Source organism: Bradyrhizobium sp., assembly GCF_050014615.1.
Classification (GTDB): domain Bacteria; phylum Pseudomonadota; class Alphaproteobacteria; order Rhizobiales; family Xanthobacteraceae; genus Bradyrhizobium.
Genome location: NZ_JBEKCZ010000001.1, coordinates 1 through 15531 on the forward strand (window position 1 = coordinate 1; position 15531 = coordinate 15531).

Consider the following 15531-nt stretch of genomic DNA (forward strand, 5'->3'; position numbering starts at 1 on the left):
CGCCTGGTTCTGTTCGCGGAGCTGCTTGGACTGAGCCTGGATATCCGAGAGCTCATCGGCGTGACCGACCGCCGCAAAGGCGAACACGGCCACCGTAGATAAAAGAATCTTTTTCACGTAAATCCCCCGAGTAAAGGCGCGACACGAATTATTCGCGAACCTGCCATCATGATGAGACCTCGAATGAGGTCCCCCTAGACGACCGATCCTGCATCAACGCCCCCACAAAACATGTCACTCCCGTGCAACAGGAATTCTCGAAGCCGACAAAAATTTCTAAAATGATTTTTAGAATAAAAAAAAATTTATTAAAAAAAATTTTATCCAACTTCGCACACTGAACCGATCGCATAGTTGAAGGACAGAGACATTGTGAAACCGGCTCGCTGATGCAGCCTTCAAATGCCTCTGTCTCTCTTATTCAATCATCCAATCGCTCGATCACGCATCAGAACTGGTAGCGCAGACCAACGCCCGGATCCCACGCAGACACCTTGTTGTAGGTGTTGTACGTCGCGGCAACAGCAGGGTTGGTCGCGGTGAGGATGAAGCCGTTGGCGATACCACCGGTCTTTTGCGAGTACATCACACCCGCGTAGAGATCGAACTGCCGCGCGAAGCGCCAGTCGATAACGAACGAGCCCGCATCCAGCGCACCGCTACACGCGGAAGAGATGGAAGTGGTGCAGGTTCCGGTCGGGTTCGTGGAGTTCACGAAGCTGTTCTGCCGTTCGCCGTAATAAGCACCGACGATATCGAGGGTCGGCGTAATCGCATATTTCACGCCAGCCCAGAAGATCTGCAGGTCCTTATCGGTGGTGTAGTTGGTGTTGTTGACGTTGCTGAGATTGTAGCCGCCCTCGACAAACGCGCCGGCAGTCAGCGGGTTATTCGGGTTGGCGTATTGGATATACTCATAGCCACCATAGAGCTTCCACGGCCCGATGGTGTATTTGGCGGCGACCTGAACGTAGGTGTTGTCGGAGATGGTTCCGGACAAACAGCCGAGCGAACAGCTGACCCCGGCAGTACCGGTATTGATCGCCGTGACCTGCGCTGCTGTCAGAGTGGTTCCGACGGCGTTGGCATCGAAGGTTTTGCCGCCGACGACGTCCGCGGAGAAGCCCATATAGTCGATGCCGATATTGCCCTGGAAGATGTTGCCGGTGGCGCTGTTGCCACCGTTCCTGGCCTGCGCTTCAGCCGCCAACCGAACCGGCCCGACATTCAAGCGGTATTCGAATGAGTTGTCGAGAATGCGGTCTTCGGTATCGCCGCCACCGCCGGTCGCACCCTCATAGGTGATGATCGAAAAGGCGTTCGAACCGGAGATCGGGTCATAGTTGACGACCAGATCCGAGGTCAGCGCGCTCTGGCGGCCCATGGTGAACGTACCGTAGGTCGGCGAACTGATACCGAAATACGCCGCGTTGTTGAACATCTGACCGGCCTTGGACGAATCGCCGTAGGAATTCGCACCCGGCAGCGCGCCCGCGGCGCCCAATCCGTTGTTCTGCGCAATGGATCCGGGACCGTTGGCATTCATGCCGCTCGCCGGGTTGAACAGGGTCTGCAAGTTGAAGATAGCGTACAGACCGTCCGCGACTTCCTGCTTGCCCCTCAAACCGATGAACGAGGTGCTCATCTGGTTGGGGCCGGCGCCGAAATACGCACCGTTCGAGGTCTTCTGGACCGAATAGTCCAGCGGACCGCCCGCCAAGGCGTTCAACGGCGCGCCGTGGTTCTGATAGCTCACACCCATGTCGATGTCGCCGTACAGACAGACGCCATGCCAGCACAGGTCATTATTCGCAGGAGCAGGAGCCTTGACGGCGGCCTTGTAGGGCAGGTCGGCAGCCATCGCATCGCCCGGATTGATGCGCGGCGCTGCGGTCTGCGCCTGTGTCGCGGGCGACTGCGCTTCAAGCTTCTGCTGGCGCTTCTCGAGATCCGCGAGACGCTTGGTCAGCGCCTGGTTCTGTTCGCGGAGCTGTTTGGACTGAGCCTGGATATCCGAGAGCTCATCGGCGTGACCTACCGCGGCGAACGCCAACACGGCCACTGAAGATAAGAAAATCCTTTTCACTTAAGTCCCCCCAAAAAGGCGCGACACCAATCGTTCGCGAACCTGCCATCATGATGAAAACCTCGGATGAGGCCCCCAAGACGACTCATCCTGCATCAGCGCGCTGAGAAAATATGTCACCAGCGCGCAACAGGGAATCTGGAAGCCGACAAAGTTCGATAAATACGGATTTACAAATTAAACTTTTTGTTATGACAAAAAATTTAAGGAATAAAACGAACAACACCGCGACCGAGCACGAATTTAAAAAAATCCTTCATCTGTTGCCAAAGACACTGATGTCAAAGACAGAGACATTTCGAAATCGCGTCACCGATGCGAGCCGTAAATGCCTCTGTCCTTGATTGTCTCTGTCGCTAGATCAAAACATCAGAACTGGTAGCGCAGTCCGACACCTGGATCGAACGCGGATGCCTTGTTGCCAGTCGCTCCCGGCAATCCGTTCGCCAGGGCGAAGCCGTTGGCGAGACCGTTCTGCACCTGCGACCACATCACGCCGGCATAGGCATCGAAGTGTCTCGCAAAGCGCCAATCGGCGACAAAGGAAACCGCATCGAGCGATCCACTGCAGCCCGCGGAGACAACAGTGTTGCACGTCCCTGTTGGGTTGCTGCCGTTCCCGATGATGAAGCTGTTCTGGTTCTCGTGGTAGTAGGCGGCTGTCAGGTCAAGGTCGGCCCTGACCGAATATCTCGCGCCAACCCACACCGTCTGCAGGATTTTGTCGGTGGTGAAGTTGGTGTTGTTAGGATTGCTGACGTTGTATCCGCCCGCGAGGAAGGCACCGGGCAGCAACGGGTTACTCGGGTTGGCGAAATCGATACGCTCATAGCCGGCAAAGAACTTGAACGCCCCGATGGTGTATTTGGCACCGACCTGGAAGAGGGTGTTGTCGGAGACGGTGCCGGCCACACAGCCCAGGGAACAGCCGAAGGTCGCGGTAGACAACGCCGTTACTTGCGCAGCACTCAGAGGCGCCGCGGAAACGGCGTCGTAGATTTTGCCGCCGTTGAAATCCATCGAGAAGCCCATATAGTCGAAGCCGATATCGCCTTCGAAGGCATTTCCGGTGCCGCTATTGCCGCCATTGCGAAGCTGGGTTTCCACGGCAAGGCGAACGGGGCCAACGTTCAAGCGATATTCGAACGAGTTGTCGTAGACACGATCCTCGGTATCTCCGCCGCCGCCGTTTGCCCCCTGATAGGTGAGCACCGACCAGGCGTTCGAACCGCCCAGGGCATCATAGTTGGTGACGAGGTCCGAGCTCAGCGTGCTTTGGCGGCCCATGGTGAGCGTGCCGTATGTCGGCGAACTGATACCGAAATAAGCCGCGTTGTTGAACATCTGGCCGGCCTTGGAAGAATCGCTGTACGCGTTCTGCTGGGTCAGGCTCAATCCGTTGTTCTGGAAAACGGACCCTACCCCGTTGGAACTCGTGCCACTCGCGGGGTCAAACAATGCCTGCAGGTTGAACACGGCGTACAGATTGTCCGCAATCTCCTGCTTGCCCCTCAGGGCGATAACCGACGTGCTGAGCTGGTTGGGGCCAGCACCGAAATACGAACCGTTGGAGTTCTTCGACACCAGATAGTCCAGCGGTCCGACGGCCATGGGGCTCAACGGGGCGCCATGGTTCTGATAATTCAGACCCATGTCGATATTGCCGTACAGACAAACGCCGTGCCAGCACAGGTCGTCGTTCACCGGGGCGGGAGCCTTAAGCGCCGCCTTGTAGGGCAGATCGGCAGCCATCGCATCGGCCGGATTGATGTGCGGCTGCGCAGCTTGCGCTTGCGGCTGCTCAAGCTTTTGCTGGCGCTTCTCGAGATCCGCGAGGCGCTTCGTCATCGCCTGGTTCTGTTCACGAAGCTGTTTGGCCTGAGCCTGGATATCCGAGAGCTCGTCGGCATGGCCCGCCGCCGCGAAGGCAAAGACAGCCACTGAAGATAGAAGAATCCTTCTCACGTAAGTTCCCCAAAAAAACGCGGCACACACAATCCGCGAACCAAGTTACGGAGCCTTCGGACGAGGACCCCTTCGGCGTTCTTCTGCGGCAGCGCACGCGCAAATTCTGTGGCCAGCTCGCCACAGCAACCAGGAAGCCGACAAAAATTGCCGCTGCAAACGCACACGTGAAAGCGGCGCTGCATGAGGTCGCTACGATGTGAACCTCCTTGAAAGAAACTTCGTAGGCCTGTCATAAAACCGTCAGTCGAGATGATCCCGACCTGTTGAATCACACCTTGCCGAGCTGCTTCAAAAGCAGCATGCTGATTAACAAAAATATGACCGCGGGATTTCTCGTCCCCGGCGGCAGGGGAGGCGACCATGAAAGAACAAAGAGAAGACCAAAGAAAAGAACAAGCAAAAGACCAAGGCTTCGACCGGCGCGACTTTCTCAAGACCGCCATTGTCGGCGGCGCTGCCGCGGCAGGCGGGACCGCAGGGATCACAACACCTGAAACCGCGCAGGCCCAGCAACCGGCAGCGCCCGCCGCGGCGGCCGGATACGCCTTTCTCAATCTCGATGAGGCGGCTTTCGTCGAGGCCCTGGTCGATCACATGGTCCCTGCCGACGAGATCAGCCCGAAGGGCACCGATCTCGGCGTCAACATTTATATCGACCGCGCCCTGGCCGGCGCCTGGGGCAAGGGCGAGCGGCTGTACATGCAAGGACCCTGGAAACTCGGCGCCCCGAGCCAGGGCTACCAGCTGCCGCTGACTCCGGCGCAGCTCTATCGTGCCGGCATTGAGGCCACCAATACGCATTGCCGCAAGGCCTACGGCAGGACATTCGACCGCATCGAGGAGGCGCAGCGCCAGGAGGTACTGATCGGCCTCTCCACCGGCAAGATCACCTTCGACAGCGGACTGCCGGTGCGGGTGTTCTGGACCACGCTGTACCAGACCGTGATCGAAGGCATGTATTCCGACCCGATCTATGGCGGCAATCGCAACAAGGCGGGATGGGCGATCATCGGCTTTCCCGGCGTCATCGCGGTGCATCGCGATGACGTGGAGAAATATCGCGGCAAACCGTTTCCGAACAAGCCCGTCGGCATCGCGGACATGAGCTGAGGGGGACACGTCATGGCCACAAAACTCAAGGAAGTCGACGTCGTCATCGTCGGGCTGGGCTGGACCGGCGGCATTCTGGCCAAGGAACTGACCGAGGCCGGCCTGAAAGTGGTCGCGCTCGAGCGCGGCGCGCAACGCACCAGCGAGAACGATTATTCGCTGCCCAATATCCGCGACGAGCTGCGCTATGTCGTGCGCCACGATCTGATGCAGAACACCGCGCGCGACACCATCACGGTACGCAACAATCCGCAGCAGCCATCGCTGCCGATGCGCCGGCTCGGCTCTTTCCTGCCCGGCGAGGTGGTCGGCGGCTCCGGCGTCCACTGGAGCGGTCACACCTGGCGCTGGACCGACATGGAATTCAAGATCCGCTCCAACTATGAAGAGCGCTACGGCAAGAAATCCGTCCCCGACGACATGACGATCCAGGACTGGGGCATCAGCTACGCCGAACTCGAGCCCTACTACGACAAGTTCGAATATACCGCCGCGGTCTCCGGCAAGGCCGGCAATCTCGGCGGCCAGATCCAGGCCGGCGGCAATCCGTTCGAGGCGCCGCGCGCCCGCGACTATCCGCTGCCGCCGCTGACGCCGATCCTGGCCAGCGAGATGTTCACCAACGCGGCGCGCGATTCCGGCTATCATCCGTTTCCGCGGCCGTCGGCGAACGCCTCGCAGCCCTATACCAATCCGGACGGTTCGAAATTCGGCGGCTGCCAGTATTGCGGCTATTGCCAGCGCTTCGGCTGCGAAGCCAACGCCAAGGGCAGCCCGCATATGACGGTGATCCCGATCGCGATGCGCAATCCGAATTTCGAGCTGCGCACCAATTCCTGGGTCACCAAAGTGCTCAAGGCCTCCGACGGCAAGCGCGTCACCGGCGTCACCTATACCAACGTGCTCAACGGCGAGGAATTCGAACAGCCGGCCACCATCGTGCTGCTGTGCGCCTATGCGATCAACAATGTGCACCTGATGCTGCTGTCGGGCATCGGCACGCCCTACGACCCGGTCGCGCAGAAGGGCGTGATCGGCAAGAATTACTGCTATCAGACCGGCGCCGGCGCGACATTGTTCTTCGAAGGAAAGTACTTCAACCCGTTCATGAACGCCGGCGGCTCCAATGCCACCATCGACGACTTCAACAGCAACTGGGCGTTCGACCGCGCACCGCATGATTTCGTCGGTGGCTATGTCGTCGCCGGCGGCTTCAACACCCCGCTGCCGATCGGCTACCGGCCGGTGCCGTCAGGCACGCCGCAATGGGGCAGCGACTGGAAGCGAGCGACCGCGAAATGGTACCAGACCGCGATGGTGATCAATGCCAGCGGCAGCGTGATGGCCAACCGCTACAATTGCTACGACCTCGACCCGACCTACCGCAACGCGTTCGGCCAGCCGCTGATGCGCATGACGTTCGACTACAAGGACAACGAACATAAAATGGGCGGCCATGCCGCCCAGACCATCAACACCATCGCCAAGTCGATGAATCCCACCAGGCTCAACCCCGCGTCCGCGCGAACCGATCCCTGGACCGTGGTGCCCTATCAAAGCACGCACAATACCGGCGGCACCATCATGGGCACCAATCCGCGCGACAGCGCCCTCAACAAATATCTGCAGAGCTGGGATTGTCACAATCTGTTCGTGATCGGCGCCAACGTCTTCCCGCACAATTCGGCCTACAACCCGACCGGACCGGTGGGCGCGCTGGCTTATTGGACCGCGGACGCGATCAAGAACCGTTACCTGAAAAACCCCGGTCCGCTGGTGCAGGCATGATCGGCAGGGTGCGCGCGGCGCAGTTATTGGTGACGGCGGTGCTGGTCACGACGTTGCTGCCGGTCGGCATAGCTCGCGCCGCCGACGGCGACCCGGTACGCGGTGAAGCGCGCTTCCAGGAATGCGCCGCCTGCCACAAGCTCGAGGCCGGCGCCAACGAAGTCGGACCAAGCCTGCATGGTCTCTTCATGCGCAAGGCCGGTGAACTCGCCGATTTCCGCTATTCGCCGGCGATGAAGCGCAGTGGGATCGTCTGGACGCCGGAGACACTCGAGAAATACATCGCCGATCCGCAAGCCACGGTGCCGGCCAACCGCATGCCCTATGCCGGCATGGCCAACGCCAGCGACCGCGCCGATCTCATCGCCTATCTGTCGAAGGCATCGAAGTAGACAATTGGTTGCAGCGCCCCGGCCGCGGGGCCTATGCTGGCGATGAACCTAAGAAAAGATTTTCTGGACGATACCGGAAAGGAACAAGACGTGAGCGTTGACCAATATAGAGACGGCCGCAGCGGCGTGCCCGCCATTTTCACCGCGCTGTTCAGTAACGCGACCGTCGATCCGATCCTCGCTCCCTACGGGCTTTTTGTGTTGCGCGTGGCGGTCGGATTTGACTGGATTGTGCACGCCTTCCTCAAGACCTCGCGCGGCATGGAAACCCATGCGGCGCTGCTGGCGAAGAATGGCATCACGCCGCTATTGGCATGGCCGACCTTCAGCCTTGAAGTGATCGGCGGCGTCGCCATCCTGCTCGGATGGTACACCCGCCAATGGGCCGCGTTCCTGCTGGTGTTTCTGGCCGTCGTGGTCTGGATCAAGTGGCCGGTGGGCTGGGGTTACTCCAACACCGGCGGCGGCTGGGAATACCCGTTGTTCTGGCTGGTTGCCCAGGCCGCATTGGTGCTCGCCGGCAGCGGCGCCTTTTCGCTGCAGTCGACGCTCGGCCCATCAAAGCTCTGACGCGCGCGGCGACAATTGGCCGGCGCCGCGATTGCTATTCGGCCGGCTTGTCGTTGACGTTGACAACAGTGCATTTGGCAGAGCTGCCTGACACGCAATAGCCCAGGGCAATTTGGCGCGCCTCCTCGACGGTGCGGCGGCCGGTGGCCCATCCGAAACGCGAGTTGCCGGCGGCCGCAAAGGCCTTGTTGGGTCCGCTATCGAGATAGGTTTTGAACGCGGCGCGGCCGTTTGGGCTCAGGCTGGCCGGCGGGTTTGGCACCGGAATTTCCATCAGATGGTCGCGGAACACGAGATTGTTCGACGCCAGAAACCGGTCGACGATCGGCGACCAGACCGGGACGCCATTGGCGGCGCTGAAGAGCTGGTGCCCATCGCTCCCGAATGGCGGCGCCTTGATGTAGGTGAGATTGCCGCCCGCCGCCGAAAATGCGCCGGTCAGTCGCGGCACCAGAAGCGGGCCGAAGAAGTGATCGTTTTGCGCGGACACCCACAGCAAGGGCAGCCGTGATGTCCTGCCATATTCGGCGAACGCCGAAACAAGCTGCTTCTCGCCGCATACCGCATCGGGGCCGCTCGATCCCCTTCCAGGCGCAAAGCTGATCGCGGCGGCGAGGCCAGGCGGCGGGTCGGCGGTCAGCGCCACGGTGGCGAAGGCCCCGGCCGAATGACCGACACTGATCCACTTGCCCTTGCCGACATAGGGTTCGGCCATCATGAATTTGGCGACGGCGGCGATATCGCTCGCCCCGGCCCGCCCGGCGGTTGCGTAATCCGGATTGGAACAAGGGCCATAGCTTTCGGCCCATTCACCGCCGGAGCGACCATAGCCGCGGCGCAGGAAAGCGACCGCGACCCAGCCGCGCCGCGCGAACGCGACCGCCTGCGCCCATAGGCCAAAGGGCGTCATGGTGGGACGATCATCCGCGCTTCGCGGGGAGCCGTGGTTAAGCACCACCAGCGGATGAGGCAGCCGGTCGTCCGGGCGAACCACCATCGCTTCCAGCACGACGGACGCAGCACCACCTGATCCGGAGACCGGAATGTTCAGCGCGTCCAGACGAATATCCTCGGCGCGCCCTGGCGTGGCCGAAACCATTGCAGCGACCGCCACAAGCAAGGCCGTCGCGAAATATCTGAGGTGTTTGTTCCGAATCACGCAATCCCGCCAGTCCGCTCACAGCCCATCTGTAGCGATCGGCCGACTGGAGGCAATCCTTGCCGGGATCAGGCGGCGTGCGCAGGCTGCAGCTGATTGACGATCATCCGCTGCAGGGTTTCGATCGACTGGAAATTCTCGGGCGTTATTTCGGATTGCGGAATCGTGAAATCGAATTCGGCTTCGACACCGAGCATCAGGTTGACCATGTCCATCGAGGTCAGCCCGACATCCACCAGCCGCGATTGCGGATCGACTTCAGCGACAATCGCGTTCTGTTCGAGGATGGCCTTGACCAGCGCAAGGACCCGGTCCTGAACATCGGCTTCAAAGGCTTTCATCTCTGACCTTCCACCTGTCGCCGTCCGATCGGACGCTGCGGAACTGATCCCAGATTTATAACCCCACTGGGCCTGAAAGACAGTGGCTCTGGTTTGACGCAACTTGTCATTTTGCTCTTAACGCTAACGCGCGGTTGCGCAAAGATTGATGGGCAGCGAGAAATCGATGGGTATCAAAATACGCCTGATTAACCGTCAAGGTTGAAATGAATGTCATTTACCCTGAATTTCGTCGACGCATTTGAATTAAATCCTTAGCCTTGAGGCACGATCGGATGCTGTTGCGCGATCGATGCGAAAATCGGGCGCCATGCTTGCGCGGACGTTTCGCACCGACAAACCCCGGAGGTTATATCGGTCATGAACGTGCAGGAACTCAAGTCACGTACCGCCGCGCGCAGATCCGGCGAACACGCCTTTGTCGACAGAAGTTCTTTCCTCCAGCGCACGACCATCGTCGCGGCCGCAGCCACCGCTGAAGCCGAGGACGTCGATCGCCAGGCACGTTTCCCGCAGGGCGCGATCGATGCCGCCCGCGCGCAGAGACTGCTGGGAATCCAGATTCCGCTGGCATTCGGCGGCGACGGCGCGTCGATGTCGGACGTTACCGACATGTGCTACACGCTCGGCCGCGCCTGCGCTTCCACGGCCATGATATTCGCGATGCATCAGACAAAAATCGCCTGCCTGGTCCGGCACGGAACCGGCAGCGACTGGCACGAAACGCTGATGCGCCGGGTCGCGGCCGAACAATTGCTGCTGGCCTCGTCGACGACCGAAGGACAGAACGGCGGCAACGTCCGCTCGAGTTCCGCCGCCGTCGAGCGCAACGGAACGGATATCTCGCTGGTGCGCAACGCGACGGTGATTTCCTACGGCGCGCAGGCCGACGGCGTCATCACGATCGCCCGCCGCGCCGACGATGCCGCCGCATCCGACCAGGTGCTGGTGGCCTTCACCAGGGATAATTACACGCTCGAACGCAGTCTCGAATGGGAGACGCTGGGCATGCGCGGCACCTGCAGCGCGGGATTCGAACTGAAGGCAACAGGTTCGGCCGAGCAGGTGTTCCCGGAAGCCTACGACAAAATCCATGCGCAGACGATGACCCCGGTGGCCCATCTATGCTGGGCTTCGGCCTGGGCCGGAATTGCCGCCGCGGCCGTCGAGCGCGCTCAAGCGTTCATCCGCAAGGCCGCGCGCGGCGCTGGTGGCCAGATGCCTCCTGGTGCCGCGCACTTTACCGCGGCCAAGATGACGCTCGCCAAGCTGCGCGCCATGATTACTGCGAATCTCGACACCTACATGGCCCACGAGCACGACGAGCGCGCGCTCTCGTCGCTCGACTTCCAGTCACAGATCAACCTGCTCAAGGTGGAAGCTTCCGAACTCGCGGTCGAAACCGTGATGAGCGCGATGCGGGCCTGCGGCCTGTCGGGATATCGCAACGACGGCGATTTCAGCGTCGGTCGGCATCTGCGCGACGTGTTGTCCGCGCCGTTGATGATCAACAACGACCGCATCCTCGCCAACATCTCAACCGCCAGCCTGATGAGCGGCGTGCCCGCCGGTCTTCGCGACTAACGTAATGGTCCTTCGATACAGACATAAGAGGCCTGAACATGAATGTAGTCATCCGGACGACCACCTCCGAGACCACACCGCAACCGGCCGATCCGCTGGATTATCTCGCCAGCGCCCTGTTCCACCCCATGGGCACCGATGGCGTCTACGCCAGGACGGCGCTCTATGAAGGCATGATCGAGCGGCTCGCCGCCCTGATCACGCGGCATCGCGAGCCTGACACCGAGGTGATGCGCTTCCCGCCGGTCATGAACCGCGGCCAGCTCGAGAAATCCGGCTATCTCAAGAGCTTCCCCAATCTGCTTGGTTGCGTTTGCGGCCTGCATGGCACGGAACGTGAGATCAACTCCGCCGTCAGCCGCTTCGACGCCGGCGGTGACTGGACCACATCGCTTTCGCCGGCCGATCTCGTGCTCTCGCCGGCGGCCTGTTATCCGGTCTATCCGATTGCCGCGAGCCGCGGCCCGCTGCCGTCAGGCGGCCTGCGATTTGACGTCGCGGCCGACTGCTTTCGCCGCGAACCATCGCGCCACCTCGACCGGCTGCAGTCATTCCGGATGCGCGAATATGTCTGCATCGGCAGCCCGGACGATGTCTCCAATTTCCGCGAGCGCTGGATGGTGCGGGCCCAGGCCATCGCACGCGATCTCGGCCTGACCTTCAGGGTCGATTATGCCAGCGATCCGTTTTTTGGCCGCGTCGGCCAGATGAAGGCGGTCAGCCAGAAGCAGCAGGAGCTGAAATTCGAGCTTCTGATCCCGCTGCGTTCGGAAGAACAGCCGACGGCCTGCATGAGCTTCAATTATCACCGCGACCATTTCGGCACCACCTGGGACATCAAGGACGTGAACGGCGAGGCGGCCCATACCGGCTGCGTGGCGTTCGGAATGGACCGGCTTGCGGTGGCGATGTTCCATACCCACGGCATCGACCTCGCCAAGTGGCCGGTCGGTGTGCGGGAGACGATCGGCCTGTAACAACAGGGAATTCGTGCTGTACGGCCACAGATCAGGCGTGGGCAAAGTCCCAGTATAGTTTGCGCGCCCGGCCATAGAACGGCCCGGGCTGCAGACTGCGATCGTCGATCCGGATCACCGGCGCGACCTTGGCGAAATTGCCGCTGGAGAAGATTTCGTCGGCGCGCAGAAAATCAGCATAGGTCAGGATGGTCTCGACCACCGTGACGCCGTCGGCGCGCAACAGACCCATCACGCGCTGCCGCGTGATACCGTTCAGGAAGGTTCCATTAGGCGCCGGCGTATAAACCACGCCATCCCGCGCCATGAATACATTGGCATTGCCGAATTCCGCGACATTGCCGAGCATGTCGAGCATCAGGCAATTGTTGAAGCCGCGTGCCTGCGCTTCGATCAGCGCGCGCGAATTGTTGGGGTAGAGACAGGCGGCCTTGCAGTCCACCGGGGCGCTTTCCATCGTCGGCCGGCGGAACGGCGACAAGGTGATCGCCGAGCCCGACGCCGGCGGCATCGGCGCCACGTGGATGCACAGACACCAGTTGGTGGTTTCGGGATCGAACAACACGCCGCCGCCGCTGCCACTCTGGGCCCAATACATCGGCCGAATGTACAGTTCCGCATTGGCGTCGAAGCGGGCAATTCCCTCGCGGGCGAGCCCCAGCCATGTTGCGGTATCGACCACCGGCTTCAGCTTGAAATTGATCGCGGACTGATTGACCCTCGCACAATGGCGGTCGAGATCGGGCGCCACCCCCTCGAACGCGCGCGCGCCGTCGAACACCGTCGATGCCAGCCAGGCCGCATGCGTGCGCGGACCCATGATCGGCACATTGCCTTCATGCCAGTCACCTTCAAAGAAGGTCAGGGTTTGCGAATAGCTGACGGGTTTTACGATCGGGGCCATGGTTGTCATCCACGCGGCAGCGCAAGGTAGCGCCACTATTGTCCGAATTTCCTAAGGATTCCCTCTCTGAGGATTCCCTCCCTAAGGATTCCCTTGCCATGGCGGCGCCAGCGATGGATCCACAATTGACCGACGACGATAAGCCACTACTTTTCCCTTAACCGGAGGCGGCTATGCCCCTTGATCCCGCGGCGCAGCGTTTCCTTGCGATGATGGCGGCGGCCGCATCGGAGGGTCGGTCGCCTTCTACGCTCGGTGAACGCCGTCAGGCGTTTGCGAAAATGATGCGGCTCGCCCGCGCCGACGTGGCGGCGGTGACCGGGGTCGACGGCGTCATGCCGGGACCCGCGGGCGATCTTCCATACCGGCTCTATGCGCCTGCCGATGACGTAACCGAACTTCTGCCGGGCTTCGTGTACTTCCACGGCGGCGGCATGGTCGGCGGCAGTATCGAGAGCCACGATCTTGTCGCCGCCGCGCTGGCGCAGGTGACGGGCTGCCGGCTGGTTTCCGTGGGCTATCGCCTGGCTCCCGAGCACAGATATCCCGCCGCGGTCGAGGATGCGATCGCGGCGACCAAATGGGTTTCCGAACAGGCGCGCTGGCTCGGTATCGATGCGCAGAGGCTGGTGGTCGGCGGCGATTCCGCCGGCGCGACGCTCGCGGCCATCATTTGCCAGGAGGCGCTGCGCAGCGGCGGCCCGGCGATAGCGGCGCAATGCCTGATATGTCCCGTGCTCGATTTCGAAGAGACTTCCCCCTCGCGCGCGGAATTCGCCGAAAACCATCTGCTCGACAGCGCCACGCTGGAGGCGGACCTCGCGCTTTATCTGCCGGAAGGGGTGGAGCGTGGCGATCCCAGAGTTTCGCCGCTGCGCGCCGTGAAATTCGCCGGGCTACCTGCCGCCATTATCCATACCGCCGAGTTCGACCCGATGCGCGACGAGGGCAACGCCTATGCGGCAAAACTGGTCGCGGCGGGGGTTGCCGTCGAACACACCTGTCACGACGGGATGATCCATAACTTCCAGGCCATGGGCGCCATCCTTCCGCAGGGGCGTCTGGTCCTTCACCAGATCGGCGAACAGGTCAGGCGCGCGGTCGGCTGACCGGCACCGCCGAGGGCCCGACCAACGCATTTCGACTACCGGCAAAAGCTCGGTCGAAGGCGCGAACATGGTTACCCGACGATAACAAATTCATTCAAATTTTAATCAATACGCTGACCTCCATTAGGGTTATTTCGTCAATGTTGGCGCGAATTATTGCCCGCTTGACCTCTGCCCTCTAACAAGGGCACGGGCGAAAAAACGCATCCCGAAATGCGTACGCGGAGGTGGAAGATGCGCAACGAAACGATTGCAATTCACGCCGGCTACGATCCCGATCCGACGACCAAGTCCGTCGCCGTTCCGATTTACCAGACCGTGGCTTACGCCTTCGACAGCGCCGATCACGGCGCCGCTCTGTTCAACCTCGAAGCGGAAGGCTACCGCTACAGCCGGATCGCCAACCCGACCACGGCGGTTCTCGAGAAGCGCGTCGCCGAGCTCGAAGGCGGCGTCGGCGCACTCGCAGTCGCCACCGGACAGGCGGCGCTGCATTTCGCCCTGGTCAATCTCGCCGACACCGGCGGCAACATCGTCTCCGTTCCCCAACTCTACGGCACCACACACACTTTGCTCGCGCATGTGCTGCCGCGCCAGGGTATCACCACCCGCTTTGCCGACAGCGACAAGGCCGATGCGATCGAGAAGCTGGTGGACGAGAACACCAAGGCGATTTTTTCCGAGACCATCGGCAATCCCGCCGGCAATGTCTGTGACATCGAGGCGCTGGCCAAGGTCGCGCATCGCCACGGCGTCCCGCTGGTCGTCGACAATACCGTCGCCACTCCGATCCTGCTGAAGCCGTTTGACTATGGCGCCGACATCGCCGTCCATTCGCTGACGAAATTTCTCGGCGGCCACGGCACCACGCTCGGCGGCGCGATCGTGGACAGCGGACGCTTTCCTTGGGCGGAGCAACCGCGCCGCTTCCCGGCCTTCAACGAACCGGACGAATCGTATCACGGGCTGGTCTACACGAAGCAATTCGGCGCCAGCGCCTACATTCAGCGCGCGCGCAGCGTCTACCAGCGCACCATGGGATCGGTGCTGTCGCCGTTCAACGCCTTCCTGCTGTTGCAAGGTATCGAAACCGTAGCACTTCGCATCGAACGGCATGTCGAGAACGCCCGCAAGGTCGCGGAATTCCTGCGCGCCGACCCGCGCGTCGACTGGGTCAATTATGCCGGATTTTCCGACAGCCCCTATTACGAACTGGTCCAGAAATATCTGGATGGCCACGCCTCATCCCTGTTCACCTTCGGCATCAAGGGCGGTCTCGAGGCTGGCAAGACATTCTACGACTCACTGAAGCTGATCACGCGGCTGGTCAATATCGGCGACGCCAAGTCGCTCGCCTGCCATCCCGCGTCGACCACGCACCGGCAGATGTCGGCCGAGCAGCAGCGCATGGCCGGGGTATTGCCGGAAACCATCCGGCTGTCGATCGGCATCGAACACTCCTCCGACATCATCGAGGATATCGACCAGGCGCTCGCGCAAGCCTGCGCGAGGCATCCGCGGCTTGAAGCCGCAGAATAAGGCG

General features: G+C 61.2%; 13 protein-coding genes. 8 read left to right on the plus strand and 5 right to left on the minus strand.

Annotated elements, in window-relative coordinates:
- Positions 1-448: 448 nt before the first annotated feature.
- Positions 449-2053, minus strand: coding sequence for a porin (locus ABR948_RS00005; RefSeq protein ID WP_428112972.1), 1605 nt, complete (start codon positions 2051-2053; stop codon positions 449-451).
- Between the two features lie 402 nt (positions 2054-2455).
- A complete protein-coding gene (locus tag ABR948_RS00010; RefSeq protein WP_428112974.1) occupies positions 2456-4027 on the minus strand; it encodes a porin in 1572 nt (523 codons plus the stop codon).
- A gap of 387 nt (positions 4028-4414) precedes the next feature.
- Between ABR948_RS00010 and ABR948_RS00015 the strand changes: the two genes are divergently transcribed.
- From ABR948_RS00015 to ABR948_RS00030, 4 genes are all read left to right on the plus strand, one after another.
- Positions 4415-5164: a gluconate 2-dehydrogenase subunit 3 family protein gene (locus ABR948_RS00015; protein WP_428112977.1), complete on the plus strand. Its 750-nt coding sequence runs from the start codon at positions 4415-4417 to the stop codon at positions 5162-5164.
- Between the two features lie 12 nt (positions 5165-5176).
- A complete protein-coding gene (locus ABR948_RS00020; protein ID WP_428112978.1) occupies positions 5177-6952 on the plus strand; it encodes a GMC family oxidoreductase in 1776 nt (591 codons plus the stop codon).
- On the plus strand, positions 6949-7344 hold the full coding sequence (locus ABR948_RS00025) for a c-type cytochrome (protein WP_428112981.1): 396 nt from the start codon (positions 6949-6951) through the stop codon (positions 7342-7344). The genes ABR948_RS00020 and ABR948_RS00025 overlap by 4 nt, the downstream gene beginning before the upstream one ends.
- A 90-nt stretch (positions 7345-7434) precedes the next feature.
- On the plus strand, positions 7435-7914 hold the full coding sequence (locus ABR948_RS00030; RefSeq protein WP_428112983.1) for a DoxX family protein: 480 nt from the start codon (positions 7435-7437) through the stop codon (positions 7912-7914).
- 34 nt (positions 7915-7948) lie between these two features.
- Here ABR948_RS00030 and ABR948_RS00035 read toward each other — a convergent pair whose 3' ends face one another.
- Both ABR948_RS00035 and ABR948_RS00040 read right to left on the minus strand, forming a co-directional pair.
- Complete coding sequence (locus ABR948_RS00035; RefSeq protein ID WP_428112986.1) at positions 7949-9013, minus strand: alpha/beta hydrolase family protein; 1065 nt, start codon at positions 9011-9013, stop codon at positions 7949-7951.
- Between the two features lie 128 nt (positions 9014-9141).
- Positions 9142-9414 (minus strand): phosphopantetheine-binding protein, encoded by a 273-nt coding sequence (locus ABR948_RS00040; protein ID WP_428112988.1) that lies wholly within the window; start codon positions 9412-9414, stop codon positions 9142-9144.
- 360 nt (positions 9415-9774) lie between these two features.
- Here ABR948_RS00040 and ABR948_RS00045 point away from each other — a divergent pair, with 360 nt between their 5' ends.
- Both ABR948_RS00045 and ABR948_RS00050 read left to right on the plus strand, forming a co-directional pair.
- Positions 9775-10998 (plus strand): acyl-CoA dehydrogenase family protein, encoded by a 1224-nt coding sequence (locus tag ABR948_RS00045; protein WP_428112991.1) that lies wholly within the window; start codon positions 9775-9777, stop codon positions 10996-10998.
- Positions 10999-11036: 38 nt separating this feature from the next.
- Positions 11037-11975: an amino acid--[acyl-carrier-protein] ligase gene (locus ABR948_RS00050; RefSeq protein WP_428112993.1), complete on the plus strand. Its 939-nt coding sequence runs from the start codon at positions 11037-11039 to the stop codon at positions 11973-11975.
- Positions 11976-12006: 31 nt separating this feature from the next.
- On the opposite strand, the gene ABR948_RS00055 is transcribed toward ABR948_RS00050, so the two are convergent.
- Positions 12007-12879 (minus strand): branched-chain amino acid aminotransferase, encoded by an 873-nt coding sequence (locus ABR948_RS00055; protein ID WP_428112996.1) that lies wholly within the window; start codon positions 12877-12879, stop codon positions 12007-12009.
- A 173-nt stretch (positions 12880-13052) separates the two neighbouring features.
- Here ABR948_RS00055 and ABR948_RS00060 point away from each other — a divergent pair, with 173 nt between their 5' ends.
- Together ABR948_RS00060 and ABR948_RS00065 are read left to right on the plus strand one after the other, a co-directional pair.
- On the plus strand, positions 13053-13988 hold the full coding sequence (locus ABR948_RS00060; RefSeq protein ID WP_428112997.1) for an alpha/beta hydrolase: 936 nt from the start codon (positions 13053-13055) through the stop codon (positions 13986-13988).
- Between the two features lie 234 nt (positions 13989-14222).
- The gene (locus tag ABR948_RS00065) at positions 14223-15527 is read left to right on the plus strand and encodes an O-acetylhomoserine aminocarboxypropyltransferase/cysteine synthase family protein (protein ID WP_428112999.1); all 1305 of its coding nucleotides are present in this window, start codon (positions 14223-14225) and stop codon (positions 15525-15527) included.
- The last annotated feature ends 4 nt before the right edge of the window (positions 15528-15531 follow it).